14 protein-coding genes are annotated in these 13,370 nt (G+C 28.7%); 13 read left to right on the forward strand and 1 reads right to left on the reverse strand.

Annotated features, from left to right (window positions below):
• Nucleotides 1-54: 54 nt before the first annotated feature.
• From purE to AACH12_RS03770, 11 genes are all read left to right on the forward strand, one after another.
• Nucleotides 55-549, forward strand: coding sequence for a 5-(carboxyamino)imidazole ribonucleotide mutase (gene purE, locus AACH12_RS03720; protein WP_338536735.1), 495 nt, complete (start codon nt 55-57; stop codon nt 547-549).
• Nucleotides 550-603: 54 nt separating this feature from the next.
• Entirely contained in the window at nt 604-1,308 is a 705-nt protein-coding gene (purC, locus tag AACH12_RS03725) for a phosphoribosylaminoimidazolesuccinocarboxamide synthase (protein ID WP_338536736.1), read from the forward strand.
• 28 nt (nt 1,309-1,336) lie between these two features.
• Nucleotides 1,337-2,749, forward strand: a complete 1,413-nt coding sequence (purF, locus tag AACH12_RS03730; RefSeq protein WP_338536737.1) for an amidophosphoribosyltransferase — start codon at nt 1,337-1,339, stop codon at nt 2,747-2,749.
• A gap of 113 nt (nt 2,750-2,862) precedes the next feature.
• The gene (gene purM, locus AACH12_RS03735; RefSeq protein ID WP_338536738.1) at nt 2,863-3,900 is read left to right on the forward strand and encodes a phosphoribosylformylglycinamidine cyclo-ligase; all 1,038 of its coding nucleotides are present in this window, start codon (nt 2,863-2,865) and stop codon (nt 3,898-3,900) included.
• Nucleotides 3,897-4,478 (forward strand): phosphoribosylglycinamide formyltransferase, encoded by a 582-nt coding sequence (purN, locus tag AACH12_RS03740; RefSeq protein WP_338536739.1) that lies wholly within the window; start codon nt 3,897-3,899, stop codon nt 4,476-4,478. The genes purM and purN overlap by 4 nt, the downstream gene beginning before the upstream one ends.
• Nucleotides 4,479-4,518: 40 nt before the next feature.
• Nucleotides 4,519-6,099 carry a bifunctional phosphoribosylaminoimidazolecarboxamide formyltransferase/IMP cyclohydrolase gene (gene purH / locus AACH12_RS03745; protein ID WP_463670998.1) on the forward strand — a complete coding sequence of 527 codons (1,581 nt, stop codon included), beginning with the start codon at nt 4,519-4,521 and terminating at the stop codon, nt 6,097-6,099.
• Between the two features lie 55 nt (nt 6,100-6,154).
• Nucleotides 6,155-7,402 carry a phosphoribosylamine--glycine ligase gene (gene purD / locus AACH12_RS03750; protein WP_338536740.1) on the forward strand — a complete coding sequence of 416 codons (1,248 nt, stop codon included), beginning with the start codon at nt 6,155-6,157 and terminating at the stop codon, nt 7,400-7,402.
• A 228-nt stretch (nt 7,403-7,630) separates the two neighbouring features.
• Nucleotides 7,631-8,797: an efflux RND transporter periplasmic adaptor subunit gene (locus AACH12_RS03755; protein WP_338536741.1), complete on the forward strand. Its 1,167-nt coding sequence runs from the start codon at nt 7,631-7,633 to the stop codon at nt 8,795-8,797.
• A gap of 17 nt (nt 8,798-8,814) precedes the next feature.
• A complete protein-coding gene (locus AACH12_RS03760; RefSeq protein WP_338536742.1) occupies nt 8,815-9,996 on the forward strand; it encodes an ABC transporter permease in 1,182 nt (393 codons plus the stop codon).
• A gap of 60 nt (nt 9,997-10,056) precedes the next feature.
• Entirely contained in the window at nt 10,057-10,695 is a 639-nt protein-coding gene (locus AACH12_RS03765) for a hypothetical protein (RefSeq protein ID WP_338536743.1), read from the forward strand.
• A 25-nt stretch (nt 10,696-10,720) separates the two neighbouring features.
• On the forward strand, nt 10,721-11,413 hold the full coding sequence (locus AACH12_RS03770) for an ABC transporter ATP-binding protein (RefSeq protein WP_338536744.1): 693 nt from the start codon (nt 10,721-10,723) through the stop codon (nt 11,411-11,413).
• A 30-nt stretch (nt 11,414-11,443) separates the two neighbouring features.
• On the opposite strand, the gene AACH12_RS03775 is transcribed toward AACH12_RS03770, so the two are convergent.
• Nucleotides 11,444-11,752, reverse strand: a complete 309-nt coding sequence (locus tag AACH12_RS03775) for a hypothetical protein (RefSeq protein WP_338536745.1) — start codon at nt 11,750-11,752, stop codon at nt 11,444-11,446.
• A 272-nt stretch (nt 11,753-12,024) separates the two neighbouring features.
• On the opposite strand from AACH12_RS03775, the gene AACH12_RS03780 reads away from it, so the two are divergent.
• Nucleotides 12,025-12,645 carry a HutD family protein gene (locus tag AACH12_RS03780; protein ID WP_338536746.1) on the forward strand — a complete coding sequence of 207 codons (621 nt, stop codon included), beginning with the start codon at nt 12,025-12,027 and terminating at the stop codon, nt 12,643-12,645.
• 47 nt (nt 12,646-12,692) lie between these two features.
• On the forward strand, nt 12,693-13,337 hold the full coding sequence (locus tag AACH12_RS03785; protein ID WP_338536747.1) for a class I SAM-dependent methyltransferase: 645 nt from the start codon (nt 12,693-12,695) through the stop codon (nt 13,335-13,337).
• Nucleotides 13,338-13,370: the final 33 nt, after the last annotated feature.

A 13,370-nucleotide genomic window follows, 5' to 3' on the forward strand; every position in this document is an offset into this window, starting at 1 on the left:
GGATATAAATGATAGATTGTTTTAAAGGTATATTTAAAAACTATATTAATATCTATGGAGGTTATTTTGAAAATAGCAATTGTAATGGGTAGTATTTCTGATCTTGAAGTAGTTAAAAAAGGAATTAATATTTTAAAAGAGTTTGATGTTGATTTTGAAGTAAGAATATTATCAGCTCATAGAACACCTATTGAAGCTCTAAATTTTTCTAAAAATGCAGAAAATGAATTTGATGTTATTATTGGTGCTGCTGGTAAAGCGGCACACTTACCGGGAGTAATTGCAAGCCATACTATTTTACCTGTAATTGGACTTCCTATTAAATCATCAACTTTAGATGGATTAGATTCATTATTATCAATTGTTCAGATGCCAAAAGGAATACCAGTTGCAACAGTTGCACTAAACGGATCTGAAAATGCTGCTCTTTTAGCAATTCAGATTATGTCACTTAAATATGAAGTTTTAAAAGATAAATTGAAAATATATAGAGAAAAAATGAGAGAAGATGTATTAAAGCAAGATAAAGAATTAGTGTATAATTTGTAAAATTAAAGTATATATTTTGCATTAATCTAAGAACCTACAATAGGAGGAAAAACATTGAGTAAACTAAATATGTTATATGAGGGAAAGGCAAAAAAAGTATATAAAACAGAAAAAGAAAATGAGTATATTGTTGAATATAAAGATGATGCAACAGCATTAAATGGGCTTAAAAAAGGAACAATAAGTGATAAAGGTATTGTTAATAATAAACTTAGTGCAATTATTTTTAAAATACTTGAAGAAAAAGGAATTGAGACACATTTAATTGAATTATTAAATGATAGAGAAACTTTAGTAAAAGCGGTTGAAATTTTACCTCTTGAAGTTATTGTTAGAAATATTGCAGCGGGTTCAATTAGTAAAAGACTTGGTATCGAAGAGGGAACAGTCTTAAAAAAACCTCTTTTAGAATTATGTTATAAAAATGATGAACTAGGTGATCCTTTTATTAGTGAAGACCATATCGAAATTTTAAATTTAGCAACGCCAAAGGAAGTAGAAATTGTAAAAGAAAATGCTCTAAAAATAAACGAAGTATTAATAGAATTTTTTAAAGGAATCAATTTAAAATTAGTTGATTTCAAAATTGAATTTGGAAGATATGATGGAAGGGTTATCTTAGCAGATGAGATTTCTCCAGATACATGTAGGCTTTGGGATGTAAATACTAATAAAAAAATGGATAAAGATAGATTTAGACGAGATCTTGGAGATGCCGAGAGCACATATCAAGAAGTGTTAAAAAGAGCAAGTAAATAATAAAATCTATGTTTTACTGGAGGAAATAATGTATCATTCAGATGATAAATTAAAGGAAGAATGCGGAGTAGTAGGTATTTATGATCCACAAAAAAACGATAAAATTTCAACATTAACTTATTTTGGACTTATTGCACTTCAGCATAGAGGACAAGAAAGTGCTGGTATAGCGGTTTATGATGAAGGTAATGTTAAATATTATAAAGAAATGGGACTAGTTCAAGAAATATTTAATGCAAAAAATTTAGAATTATTAAAAGGAAATATTTCTATAGGTCATGTTAGATATTCAACTACTGGAGAATCATATGTTACAAATGCACAACCTTTAGTTGTTAGATATAGAGGTGGAAGTATTGCACTAGCGCATAATGGAAACCTTATAAATGCGGGAAAGATTAGAAATGAACTTGAAGACAATGGTTCTATTTTTCAAACTTCAATCGATAGTGAAGTTATTGCAAATTTAATTGCTAGAAATTACAAACGTGGTTTTGAAGAAAGTATTATAAATGCTGTTACAGAAATTGAAGGAGCATTTGCACTTACTATTATTTGTGAAGATAAATTAGTTGGGGTACGTGACCCTTATGGGCTTAGACCTCTTAGTTTAGCTAAACTTGGTGATGGATATGTTTTAGCATCTGAAACATCAGCATTTGATGTTATGGGAGCAAAATATATTAGAGATATTAGAGCGGGTGAAATGGTTATTATAGATGAAGATGGAGTTAAGTCTTATATGTATTCATCAGAGAAAAAACAAGCTCTATGTTGTTTTGAATATGTTTATTTTGCAAGACCAGATTCAGTAATGGATGGAAAAAATGTTTACTCAACAAGGCAAAATGCTGGCAAAATACTAGCAAAAGAGCACCCTGTTGAAGCTGATATGGTAATAGCTGTTCCCGATTCAGGAATTGCAGCTGCTATTGGATATGCAGAGGAATCTGGTATACCTTATGGTGTAGGGCTTATAAAAAATAAATATCTAGGAAGATCATTTATTCAGCCTGATCAAAAATCAAGAGAACTTGCTGTAAAACTTAAGTTAAATGTACTTTCGGATAGTATAAAAGGAAAAAGGCTAGTTTTAATTGATGATTCAATAGTAAGAGGAACTACAAGTGGAAGAATAGTTTCAATGCTAAAAGAAGCTGGTGCTAAAGAAGTTCATGTTAGAGTTAGTTCGCCTCCTGTAAAATTTAGTTGTTACTTTGGAATTGATACTCCGTCAAGAAAACAATTGGTTGGAGCTATAAAAACAATTGATGAAATAAGAGATATGATTGGTGCAGATTCACTTGGATATATATCTATAGATGGCCTAGTTGAGTCTATTGGTAAGAATGCGGATTCTCTTTGCACTGCATGCTTTAAAGGTAATTATCCTATGGAAGTACCAAAACTTGGTAATAAATACGTATTTGAAAAAATATAGGGAAAAGGTCATATACTATTAGTAATTAATAGTGTATGACTTTAATTGTTTAAATTAATTAGACTTAATATAAAATAATTAAACTTAATATAAAATAATTAGGATGGTGTAAAATGAGTGCAAATAGAGATGAATATAAAAAAGCTGGAGTAAATGTTGAAGAGGGATATAAAGCTGTTACCCTTATGAAAGACCATGTTAAAAAAACATTTAATAATAATGTTTTAATGGGTCTTGGTTCTTTTGGTGGAATGTTCGATTTATCTTTTATTCATGAAGAGGGAATAAAAAAACCCGTATTAATTTCTGGAACTGATGGAGTTGGAACAAAATTAAAAGTCGCATTTGAATTAGATAAGCATGATACTGTAGGAATTGATTTAGTAGCAATGTGCGTAAATGATATATTATGTCATGGTGCAAAACCGCTTTTCTTTTTAGATTATATTGCAACTGGAAAGTTAGAAGCTGAAAAAGCTGAAAGTATAGTAAAAGGTGTAACTGACGGTTGTCTTATGTCAGGACTTGCTTTGATAGGTGGTGAAACAGCAGAGATGCCTGGTTTCTACAGTGAAAATGAATATGATTTAGCTGGTTTTACTGTAGGAATAGTTGATAAAGATAAGATTGTAAATGGAGCAAATATTGATGCAGGCGACGTAATTATTGGACTTCCATCAAGCGGAGTTCATTCAAATGGATTTAGTTTAGTAAGAAAAATTTTAAATGACAATAATATTGATTTTAACACAAAATTTAAGAATACTGATAAAACTTTTGGTCAAGTTCTACTTGAACCAACAAGAATTTACTATAAAGAAGTTAAAACTTTGCTAGACAAAGTTAATGTAAAAGGTATGGTTCATATTACTGGTGGTGGATTTTACGAAAATATACCAAGAGTTCTTCCAAAAGGTATGGGAGCCAAAATTGATAAAAATTCATGGAATAAACCTGAGATATTTGATGAACTTAAAAGATTAAATAATATTGATGACAATAATATGTATGCAACTTTTAATATGGGTATTGGATATATGGTGATTGTAAGTAAAGGAGAATCTTTAAAGGCAATTGAAGCTTTAAAAAATGAAAATTTACTTGGATATATAATTGGAGAAGTAGTAAGTGAAGAGGGAGTCTCTTTATGAAAAGAATAGCTGTTTTTATCTCTGGAAGTGGCACTAATCTTCAGCAAATAATTGATAATACAGAAAATAAAAATATTGACGGGAAAATAGTTTTAGTAATTTCAGATAGAAAAAATGCATTTGGACTTGAAAGAGCTGAAAATGCTAATATAGAAACTTTATATATTGGAAAAGCTAAATTTATAGATGTAAATGAAAGAGATAAATTTATAGAAAATAAATTAAAAGAATATGATGTTGATTTACTTGTTCTTGCAGGTTTTTTATCAATACTTCCTAAAACTATAATTAATAATTATGATAAGAAAATAATTAACATCCATCCATCTTTAATACCCAAATATTCAGGAAAAGGGTTTTATGGTGATAAAGTACATAAAGCTGTGCTTGAAAATCACGATAAGCTAACTGGTGTTACAGTCCACTATGTTGATGAAGGAATTGATAGCGGTCAAATAATTGAACAAGTAAAAATAGAAGTAAAAGATGATGATACGCTTGATTCACTTACTCAAAAAGTTCATAAAGTAGAACATAAATTAATAGTTAAAGTTATTAAAGAAATATGTTCGATTTAATGTAAAAGCCTTATTTATGTAACTATTATCTACCATATAAATGAAATTTAATAAAAAAGGAATGGTGAATATTTTGAAAAGAGCATTAATTAGCGTTTCAGACAAAAAAAATGTAGTTAAATTTGCATCTAAATTAATAGAACTTGGATATGAAGTGGTTTCTACAGGCGGAACTGCAAGACTTTTATTTGATAGCGGTGTAAAAGTTACACAGGTTGATGAAATAACTGGTTTTCCCGAATGTTTAGATGGAAGAGTTAAAACTCTTCACCCAAAAGTTCATGGTGGGATTCTTGCAAGACGTGATCTTAAAAGCCATATGGATCAGGTTGATAAACTTGAAATTAAACTCTTTGATATGGTTGTTGTTAATTTATATCCTTTTAAAGAAACATATCTAAATGAAAATGCCACACATGAAGATAAAATTGAGAATATAGATATTGGCGGACCAACTATGATACGTTCAGCTGCTAAAAATTACAATGATGTATTAGTTGTTGTAGATTCAAGTGATTATACTTCAATTCTAGAAGAATTTGAGAAAAATAATACAACTAACGTTAGTGATTTAAGTGAAAAATTTAAAAGAAACTTAGCGCTTAAAGCTTTCGAAATGACAGCTAGTTATGATGCTCTTATTTCAAGATACTTTAGAGAAAGCTTAAACAAAAAAGATGAATTTAATGATAAAATTACTCTTACCTTTGAAAAAGGTGAAGAACTTAGATATGGAGAAAATCCTCATCAATATGGTTGGCTTTATAAAGAAATTTCAAAAAATACTAATACGCTTGCAAATGCAATTCAGTTAAATGGAAAGCAATTGTCCTTTAATAATATTAATGACGCAACGGGAGGAATTAATTTAATAAGAGAATTTAAAGAACCTGCGGTAGTAGCTGTTAAACACACAAATCCGTGTGGAGCTAGCCTTGGTGTTAATATATATGAAGCCTTCGAAAAGGCCTATAAATCTGATCCTAAATCTATTTTTGGTGGTATTGTAGTAGCTAATCGTGAAATTGATAAAGATACAGCAGTGGAGCTAAGTAAGATTTTTCTTGAAATAGTTATTGCTCCGTCATTTGAAGAAAAAGCACTTGAAATACTCAAGTCTAAGAAGAATTTAAGAATACTTAAATTAGATACTTTATATAAAAAAGAGAGTGGATATGATATAAAAAAAGTTGATGGTGGCATACTTATTCAAAATGAAAATGATATTTTGATTAAAGATATGAAAGTTGTGACTGATAGAATCCCAAATAAAACAGAATTAAAGGATTTAGAGTTTGCTATGAAAGTAGTAAAACACACGAAATCTAATGCTATTGTTCTTGCTGGTGAAGGTGCAACTGTTAGTGTTGGTCCAGGTCAAACGAGTAGAGTGTGGGCACTTGAAAATGCAATTAAACAAAGCAATATTTCTACTAAAGGCACAGTATTAGCATCAGATGCATTTTTCCCATTTTCAGATAGTGTAGAGGCTGCAGCTAAAGCTGGAATTACAGCAATTATTCAGCCAGGGGGTTCTATTAAAGATAACGAATCAATTGAAATGGCAAATAAATATGGTATAGCAATGGTCTTTACTGGCATTCGTCATTTTAAGCATTAATATAGGTTAAAATGAGTAAATATAAGTATATTATTTATAGAAGTGGAGGTGCTAAATGAAAGTTTTAGTTATTGGAAGCGGAGGGCGAGAAAGTGCGCTTGTTTGGAAAATAAATCAAAGTAAAAATGTTGAAAAAATTTATATTGCTCCGGGAAATGGTGGAACAAAAGAAATTGGCGAAAACGTTAATATAGATGCTACTGATATAGAGGCTCTTTTAAGTTTTGCTTTAGAAAATAAAATTGATTTAACAGTAGTTGGGCCAGAAGATCCACTTTGTATGGGTATTGTAGATTTATTTAGAATGAATAATTTAAAAATAATAGGTCCAGATAAAAATGGGGCTTTACTTGAAGGTTCAAAGAAATTTTCTAAAGAATTTATGATAAAGTATGGTATTCCAACTGCTAGATTTGTTGAAACAGATAATTATGAAGACGCTCTTAGAAAAATTAATGATTTTAGTATACCTCTTGTGATAAAAGCAGATGGACTTGCAGCAGGTAAAGGTGTAATTATTGCATTAACAAAAGATGAAGCTAAGACTGCTTTAAGAGAAATTTTGCTTGAAAATAAATTTGCAAATGCAGGCAAACTCGTAATAATTGAAGAATTTCTTAGTGGAGTAGAGGCATCAATTATATGCGTATGTGATGGTGAAACTATTTTACCTCTATCATCAGCAAGAGATTACAAAAGAGCTTTAGATAATGATTTAGGCTTAAATACAGGTGGTATGGGTGCTATTTCTCCAAATCCTATTATAAGTGATAGTGTGATAGAAGAAATTGATAGATTAGTGTTAAAACCATTTATTAAAGGCATCAAAAATGAAGGTTTTGACTTTAGAGGAATTTTATTTGTTGGAATTATGATGGATAAAGATATTAATGTCCTTGAATTTAATGTTAGATTTGGTGATCCTGAAACTGAAGTAATCCTTCCAAGACTTAAAAATGATATTGTAGATGTATTTATGGCTATTGAAAATAAAACATTAAAAGATATTAATCTAATGTGGGATGATAAGTCCTCTTGCACTGTGGTGCTTACATCAAAAGGATATCCTTATTTTTATGAAAAGGGTAAAAAGATTACTATTGAAAAAAGTATCGAAGGTTCATTATTATTTCATGCAGGAACCAAAGAAGTTGATGGTGATATAGTAACTAACGGTGGAAGAGTTATTAATGTAGTTTCGCTTGATGAAAATTTAGAAAATGCAATAAAAACGTCTTATAGTAATATTGATAAAATTAATTATGAAGGATTAACATATAGGAAAGATATAGGAAAACTATAGAAAAATTAAAAAAATTTAAAAATGAATATGTTTGTTAAAATAAAACGAATAAAAATTATATTTAACTAAGTTTTGATAAAAATACAAGCACAACCATAAGTTAATGGTTGTGCTTGTATTTTTTTTGCAAAAAAAATACTATTCAATCACAAGCTTGTAACAATTGAATAATATAATTATAGAAGACAAATAATGTTTTACTATGTACAAAAAAAGGGAGTGAAAAGAATGAAAAACAAAATAGTAATAGGAGCTGTAATTACAGCTTTAATAGTAATTGGAAGTTATTATTTTATTAGTAGTGGTAAAGAATCAACTGACGAGTCAGGAAAATCATATACCTTCGCGGACGTTTCAAAGGGAGATATAGTCGTTGATATAATTGCGGATGGTCAAATCGAAATTCCAATTAGAAATTATAATTTTGATTTATCAGGTAAAATAATGAATGTAAATGTGTCTTTAAATCAACGTGTTAAAAAAGGTGAGGAGTTAATATCGATTGATTCTACAGACCTTATAGCATCATTAAATGATGCAAAGCTTAATTTAAACAATGCAATATTAACTAAAGAAAAGAATGAGAATGAGTTTTCAAAGAATACTACAAATTATAAATATCAACTTAATAAATTTATAAATATATATCAGATGAATAAAAAAAATCTTGAAAATATGAAAAATTTATCATCATCTTATTCTCAAAATGAGATAGATATTGCTGAAAATAATTATAATCTTAGTTTAGAAGAATATGAGAACTATAAAATTGTAAATAAACCAATTTCAACTTTAACGAGCGATAATATTGCTATTAATAAAGCTGATAATACTGTAAAAAAATTAGAGAATGATTTAAAAGATAATACGCTTACTGCCCTAAAAAGCGGAAAAGTAATTGAAATAAATAGTGATATTAATGAAAGTGTTAATAATTCAGATGTTGTGATGAAAATTGAAGAAGATGGAAAAACATATGTGACCACTGAAGTACAAGAAATAGACATATCAAGCGTTTCAATTGGCCAAAAAGCATATATTGAAATAGAAGCGCTTTCGGATAAAAAATTTGTAGCAAAAGTAACAGAAATTGATAGAGATCCTATAGTAGACTCTAATGGTATTGTTAATTATAAAGTTACACTTTTACTTGATGAAAACGATGAAAATATTATGGATGGTATGACATCTACAGTTAGTTTTATTTTATTAGAAAAATTAGGAGTTATTAAAATCCCAAATAAAGCAGTTAAAAAAGTTGGTTCAAAACAAGTCGTAATAGTATCTACAGGAGAAGGTACTGGTGAAGAAAGAGTAATTGTAACAGGTCTTACAGATGGTAAATACGTTGAAGTTATAAAAGGTATTGAAGTTGGACAAAAACTTATATATTAATGTTAGGTGGTGTAAAAATGAGGTTGACTGAGATATTTCGTTCGGTTATTGCAAATTTAGCTTCAAATAAATTTAGACTTTTTCTAACTACTCTTGGAATTATAGTTGGTTCTGCTACTATTGTACTTGTAATATCAATTGGTAGTGGAGGTCAAAAATCTGTTGAAGAACAATTTTCAAGGTTAAATGCGGATATTATTACTGTTATGGGTGGTAGAGAATCAAATCTAGAAATTTCTGATGATGATCTTGAATATATAAGAGAAAATTCTACTTTACTAAAAAATTCAGAAATATTTTATCAAGGAAATGTATCGGTAAGTGCAGGATATGAAGATTTTTCAGGTAGTGCACTTGGAGTGCATGAAAATTTTTCTAATATTAATAATTTTGTAGTAGAATATGGTAATTTTATTGAAGAAGAAAATGTTGATAAAAGGGAAAAAAAAGCTGTTTTAGGTAGTGAAGTTGCTTCATCTCTTTTTGAAAACTCATCTGATGCAGTTGGAGAAACACTTAAAATAAAGGGCAGACGATACTTAATTGTTGGTGTATTAAAACAAAATGGTAAGATGGTCGGTTTTTCATCGGCTGATGAGGCAATATTTTTTCCATACTCAACATATGAATCATATATTGCTGGAAAAAAATCGAAGGCAGCTATTATGCTTCAAGCAAGTAGTGTTCAAGAAACGAGTGATTTAAATACAGAAGTAACGGATATACTGAATAAAGAGTATGCATCAACTGGTGGGAATCCATTTATGATTAGAGATGCAGGAAGTGCACTAACTTCAGCAAAAGAATCAGCTAGTTTAATGACAATATTACTTACATCGGTAGCTGTAATTGTTCTAGTAGTAGGTGGAATTGGAATTATGAATGTACTATTTGTTTCTGTAAAAGAAAGAACAAAAGAAATAGGTATTCTAAAAGCTCTTGGAGCAAAGAGAAAAGATATACTTTTAATTTTTTTATTTGAGTCAATTGCAATTAGTGTGATAGGAGGCACTCTAGGAATTGGAATTAGTTTTATCGCAGTACCTCTTATGAAATATACATCAATACCAGTAATTCCATCATTTGATGCATATATTTTAGCAGCTTTATTTTCTTTAGTAACAGGAGTATTTTTTGGATATTATCCAGCGCTTTCAGCATCAAAATTAAAACCAATTGACGCACTTAGATATGAATAAAGATAAAGTATATTTGAATAAACAAAAAAAATAAAAATTAATTATAATAGGGAGGTAAATATGAAATATAAGATAGTAATATTGGGATTAATTATTATACTCGCATTAACGGGATGTTCTTCTAAAGCTACTGATAAAAATGAAATTAAAATAAAGACATTGGAAGAACAAAATATTGATATTAACGTAAATGACGAGGAAAATGTATCAAGTAGTAAAACAGACTCAAATTATGTAGATAGTGCTAATAAAACGAGAATTATGGGCCAGGTGAGTAAAAAAGTTGGAAATGTAATAACTCTTGATTTGTATAAAATGCCAGAGAGAAATGTAAGTAGTGAAAAAGATAGTACCAGCGAATCTAATTCATCAACTACTAAAACGGTTTCATTAGTAGCTGGCAGTGCTCCAGTAGGTGGAGGGATGAAACCACCAGGTACTTTTGGAAAAAACAATGGATTTAGTGCTAGGACTTCTTTTGAAAAAACGGGTGAAACCATAAGTCTTGTGATTCCAGTAGGAACTGATATTATTTCTAGAAGTACTCCGAATACTAGTTTAGATATTGATAGTTTAGTAAAGGGTATTAATATTATGGTGGTTATAGACGATGAGTTAACTAATAGTGAAAAATTGGAAAATCCATCTTCAAAAACTATTTATGCAGATAGAATAAATATTATTCAAACTACTAAATAATGATTTTAATAAAGTGGGTGAAAAAATGAATGAATCATTAATTAATTTAACAAATTTAAATAAATCATATAAAATGGGAAGCTATGAACTTGAAGTATTAAAAGAAATTAATTTATCTATCAATAAAGGTGAATATGTTGCAATCTTTGGACCTTCAGGTTCTGGTAAATCAACTATTATGAATATTTTAGGTTGTATTGATACTAAAAGTAGTGGAAAGTATTTTTTGAACGGAGAAAATATAGACAAAAAAAATGAAGATGAGCTAGCGGTTATTAGAAACAGAGAAATAGGTTTTGTGTTTCAAAAATTCAATTTGATTAGCAAATTTGATGTATTATATAATGTTCAACTTCCTTTATTAATAAAAGGATTAAAAAAAAGTGAAACTAAAATGATTGCTACAAAATATATTGAAAAAGTTGATCTATTAGATAGAATAAATCACAGGCCTACAGAACTTTCAGGAGGTCAACAGCAAAGAGTTGCAATTGCAAGAGCTTTAATTTGTAATCCGGAAATAATTCTAGCAGATGAACCAACTGGAAATTTAGATACACATTCTGGAGATGAAATACTTAAATTATTTGAAAGTCTTCATAAAGAAGGTAAAACAATTATTGTTATTACTCACGATGAACATGTAGCTAGTTATGCAAATAGAATAATTAGGCTAAGAGATGGAGTAATAGAATCTGATGAATACAAAAGTTATTGATAATATTAATCAATAACTTTTGTATTTTTACTATTCATAGATTTTTCTAATTATTTCTTGATTTATCATTCCTTCAAATTCTTTGTTCCATCTCTCGGTTCTATCACTTCCATCAGTTTCACTGTATTCTTTGAAAAATTGATCTTCGGTGTTAATTAATTCTAGATTAATATCTTCAAGTTCTTTGTAAGCTTTTTCATTGTTAATATCTTGCTTAATTAGCAACATTTCTTCTTTTGAGAAAATATGAGTGTTTTCAGAAGATAGTCCGAGTTCAGCTTCAATTATTTTTCTTTTTTCTCTAAGTGAAATAATTTGGTTAATTAGAGCTTTTTTCATATCATCACCACCTTTAAGATAAATGAATTTCTTGGATTCAGAGGGAGTTTTTACTCCCACTGAATCTTAGAAAACATAATCCAGAGCCTTTTTAGAGTTCTTTATCCCACCCGCTTTTTTTAAGAAGTGGGGGGATTAGAACTTTAAGACATCGGATAAATTGATACCAATATTTCTAACATTATATATACCCTAAATATGGCTTTTTAATCATAAATAACTTATAATAAACTATAGATTTAGAAAAGTTTAAGTAAATTTGGAGTGATAAAATGAATTATAAAATAATAAAAAAAGAAAATATGACTTTAAAAAAATGGAGTGGTGGGACTACTAGAGAAATAGCAATTTATCCGGAAAATGCTTCTTACAAAAAAAGAGAATTTATTTATAGAATAAGTAGTGCAACTATTGATGTTGATGAATCACTCTTTACACCTTTGCCAGGTGTAAAGAGAATATTGATGATATTAAAAGGAAACGTTAAATTATCACATGAAGGTAAGTATGAAAAAACACTTTTTCAATATGAAACTGATGAATTTTGGGGCGACAATACGACAAAAAGTTTTGGACGGGCAAAAGATTTTAATTTGATGATGAAAGGAGAAAGTGAAGGGGAAGTAATATCAATTGACTTAAGGAAAAAAATGTTGTTTAGTGGTAGTTTAAATACCAAAGATGATTATGAATATCAAACTAAAGTTATTTATAATCTTTCAAGTAATATAATGATTAGTTTCATGGATAAACACGTAAAACTATATAAAGGAGATGCCTTTATTTTAAATATAAGTAAAAATGAAAGTTTGGACTTCAAATTACTTGAACTCGATAGTGACACATTTTTTGAATCTTCAGTGTGTATTGTTTCAACAATTAATCATAATTAATTATTAGATATGCATATAATATAAATAGAGGAATTAAGGAGTAAAAATTGAATAATTGTAAAATTTGCGGCAAGGAAACAGAAATTTATTACGATAAACAGTTTGACACTGAGTATTTTCATTGCACAAATTGTGAATTTATTCAGATGGATTTAGAAAAAAAAATTACTTTTGCACAGGAAAGAGAAGTTTATAATCTACATGAAAATTCTCTTGAAGATGAAGGTTATGTGTCTATGTTTAATAATTTTCTTGATAAGGGTGTATTAGATTTTATAGATAGTGGTAAGGCCCTTGATTTCGGGAGTGGCCCTACGCCTGTTTTATCTGAAATAATAAAAAGAGAGTATGATTTTAGCGTTGATTGTTATGATTTACATTATCAACCTAAAAAAATATATGAGGGAAAAACTTATGATTTAGTTTTATCTACTGAAGTTTTAGAGCATATTGAAAATCCAATTGAAGTATTTACATTGATTTACGACAGACTTAGAATTAATGGAATATTTTCTTTTATGACAATTTTTCATTACAATGATAAAGAAAAATTCCTTAATTGGTGGTATAGACGTGATAAAACACATATATCATTTTATTCGATTAAAACACTTCAGTTTATTGCAGAAAAAATAGGATTTGAAATTATATATACTGATAATAAAAGGATTTGTACCTTTAGGAAAATTTAATGATAAAAAAACCGACTATTTGATGGAAATTAA

This window comes from Helicovermis profundi, from assembly GCF_033097505.1.
Classification (GTDB): Bacteria; Bacillota; Clostridia; order Peptostreptococcales; family Acidaminobacteraceae; genus Helicovermis; species Helicovermis profundi.

Excerpts from the sequence above, each read along its gene's own strand:
- purE (WP_338536735.1), top strand. The coding sequence starts at position 55 with ATGGAGGTTATTTTGAAAATAGCAATTGTAATGGGTAGTATTTCTGAT.
- AACH12_RS03760 (WP_338536742.1), top strand. The coding sequence starts at position 8,815 with ATGAGGTTGACTGAGATATTTCGTTCGGTTATTGCAAATTTAGCTTCA.
- purF (WP_338536737.1), top strand. The coding sequence starts at position 1,337 with ATGTATCATTCAGATGATAAATTAAAGGAAGAATGCGGAGTAGTAGGT.
- AACH12_RS03775 (WP_338536745.1), bottom strand. The coding sequence starts at position 11,752 with ATGAAAAAAGCTCTAATTAACCAAATTATTTCACTTAGAGAAAAAAGA.
- AACH12_RS03765 (WP_338536743.1), top strand. The coding sequence starts at position 10,057 with ATGAAATATAAGATAGTAATATTGGGATTAATTATTATACTCGCATTA.
- purH (WP_463670998.1), top strand. The coding sequence starts at position 4,519 with ATGAAATTTAATAAAAAAGGAATGGTGAATATTTTGAAAAGAGCATTA.
- AACH12_RS03755 (WP_338536741.1), top strand. The coding sequence starts at position 7,631 with ATGAAAAACAAAATAGTAATAGGAGCTGTAATTACAGCTTTAATAGTA.
- purD (WP_338536740.1), top strand. The coding sequence starts at position 6,155 with ATGAAAGTTTTAGTTATTGGAAGCGGAGGGCGAGAAAGTGCGCTTGTT.
- AACH12_RS03780 (WP_338536746.1), top strand. The coding sequence starts at position 12,025 with ATGAATTATAAAATAATAAAAAAAGAAAATATGACTTTAAAAAAATGG.
- AACH12_RS03770 (WP_338536744.1), top strand. The coding sequence starts at position 10,721 with ATGAATGAATCATTAATTAATTTAACAAATTTAAATAAATCATATAAA.
- purN (WP_338536739.1), top strand. The coding sequence starts at position 3,897 with ATGAAAAGAATAGCTGTTTTTATCTCTGGAAGTGGCACTAATCTTCAG.
- purM (WP_338536738.1), top strand. The coding sequence starts at position 2,863 with ATGAGTGCAAATAGAGATGAATATAAAAAAGCTGGAGTAAATGTTGAA.